Origin of the sequence: Pseudomonas sp., assembly GCF_036387035.1 — a bacterium.
Taxonomy (GTDB): domain Bacteria; phylum Pseudomonadota; class Gammaproteobacteria; order Pseudomonadales; family Pseudomonadaceae; genus Aquipseudomonas.
This window is the reverse complement of sequence record NZ_DASVUM010000101.1, coordinates 1-2,016: the sequence shown is the minus strand read 5'-3', so window position 1 is coordinate 2,016 and position 2,016 is coordinate 1. Positions and strand designations below refer to the sequence as shown.

General features: G+C 60.4%; 1 protein-coding gene, 1 tRNA gene and 1 pseudogene. All 3 read right to left on the bottom strand.

What is annotated here, in order from left to right; translation table 11 throughout:
* A tRNA-Thr gene (locus VF672_RS09495) sits at positions 1-76 on the bottom strand.
* A gap of 295 nt (positions 77-371) precedes the next feature.
* Positions 372-1,577 (bottom strand): methyltransferase, encoded by a 1,206-nt coding sequence (locus VF672_RS09490; protein WP_331104010.1) that lies wholly within the window; start codon positions 1,575-1,577, stop codon positions 372-374.
* A 268-nt stretch (positions 1,578-1,845) separates the two neighbouring features.
* Positions 1,846-2,016: pseudogene (locus VF672_RS09485) on the bottom strand (ABC transporter permease); the annotation flags it as partial.

Below are 2,016 nucleotides of genomic sequence, written 5' to 3'. Positions count from 1 at the left end.
TGGTGCCGGCACCAGGAGTCGAACCCGGGACCTACTGATTACAAGTCAGTTGCTCTACCAACTGAGCTATACCGGCGTTGTGGGCGCTGATTATAGGGATTTGATTCCCCGAGTAAAGTCCTAATTTCAGTTTTTTTGCGCCGCTTATGCCTTAACGTGATTACCGTTATTCACAATCGCCTCAAAGCGAAGCGGACGACCGGTCGATTCCCGGAATTATTCTCAATCGTTCGCAAGCTACTGTTTTTGCGCAAATTTTACACTGGGCAAAAAATGAACAATCGGTTGCATCCCCTCTAAAGCCCGAGTAATGGGCGTTCGCCGGAATTTAGTCAACAGACTTATCCACAGGCGTGACCCTCAAAAAACACTCACGGTCGTTCCGCCAGAATGAGCAGATTGCGCGGAGTGACTTGGCTGTCGCAGAAGGTGCCAATGCGCACGTCGTAATGGTGCTCAGTCAGATAAAGCGCTCGGTCGAGGATGAGCCACAGTTCCAGAGGGCGGCGGAACAGGTTGCGCAGCAGTTCGAGGTTGCGGACTTCGGCGAGGCGCGCCCATCCCGCCGCTTCTAGTGCCGCCCAGTCTTGCTGGCCGGGCGAGGGCAGGCGTTTGAGTTCCGCGAGGCCGCGGCAGTAGTCGGCGAAGGGTTTGTCGAGCCAGGCGCTGGGCAGTGAGGGGGTTGGCAGGTAATCATCGACGCCGCGTAATTGTCGCTGCAGCAGGTCAAAGCCGAGGCGTCGCGCCATGGAGGTGTCTCGCAGGCGGCGCACACGGGCGCCAGCGGTGACGGTCTCGCTAAGAGGCAGGCCAAGGTCGTCAGTGGAGAGCCTGAGGTCGGATGCGTGGCCCCGTTGGGAGACCGGCCGATAGTGCTCGCCGGCGATGCGGTTGTAGCAGCAGGGCGCAATAGCCAGTTGTTGGCAGTGGGCATCGCTGGCGAGGTGCATGAGACGCACGTGAAGGTCGCCGCAGGCGTGCAGGGCGACGGGCGTGTGATGGGCTTCGAGATGCGCTGCGGCGTAGTCAGTCATGACGTCTTGATGCACGTGGTTCGCGTGGACGCCCAGTTTGTCGCTGAGCTGCCGTCCTGCTTCGACCAGTTGCGCATCGTATTCGACGCAGGTCAGCCCTTGACCGCTGTGGGCGAGGCGACGACCGAGATGGCCTTTGCCCGAACACCAATCCAGCCAGTGGGTGGGCTGCCGCTGAAAGCTCAGGCAACTGGCGAAGGCTTCAATTTGCTGCCATTTGCGGCCGGGGACGTCGACATTCATGCGCGCTGACACAGCTTGCAGGCTAACGGCCGGCAGCGGGTCTATCTGGCTCAATGCTGTCGACTGCAAGGCGAGTTGCGCAAAGGGCTCCGGCGCATCGAGCTGTTCGGGGTGGTTGTGTGCCGCTTCTGCCTCTTCGAGCGAACGTTGTCGCAGCCAGCGTGACAGCTCCGGGTGCTGCGACTCCCACGGCAGATGGCGATGGGTGAAGGGTCGCGGGCGCCACAGGGCCTGATGCTCGATCAGGAAGGCATCAAGCTCGGCGAATCGCGATTGGAGTTGCGCGGGTGTGAGTGGCATTTGATTAGGGCAGTCGGGATATGCGTTGCAGCATACGGGGAATCAGGGGCAGGGCGTGCTCATCGGGCAGGCAATATTTGTGGGCCGAAATACCGCTTTCGCGAGCAAGCTCACTCCTACAGGTACCGTGTTTGCTGTGCGACAGCGGATTCTCCACATGTACGGTGTTTGCCGTGCGGCAGCGGATCGTCTACATAGCGGTGTTTGCTGCGGCCCCCTTCGGCGTATGGACGAAAAGGGGGGCGCCCGTTAGAGCGCGCGGCGATCCTCAGCGCCCTTGGCTGGCATCCACCCGCAAGTGGCGTTCCAGCAGTTTGAAGCCTTGCACCAGCACGAACGACATCACCAGATAGATCAACCCGGCGATGAGGAAGGTCTGCTCCGGCATGTAGGTCCTCGCGTTGATGGTGCGGGCCATGCCGGTGATGTCCAGTAGGGT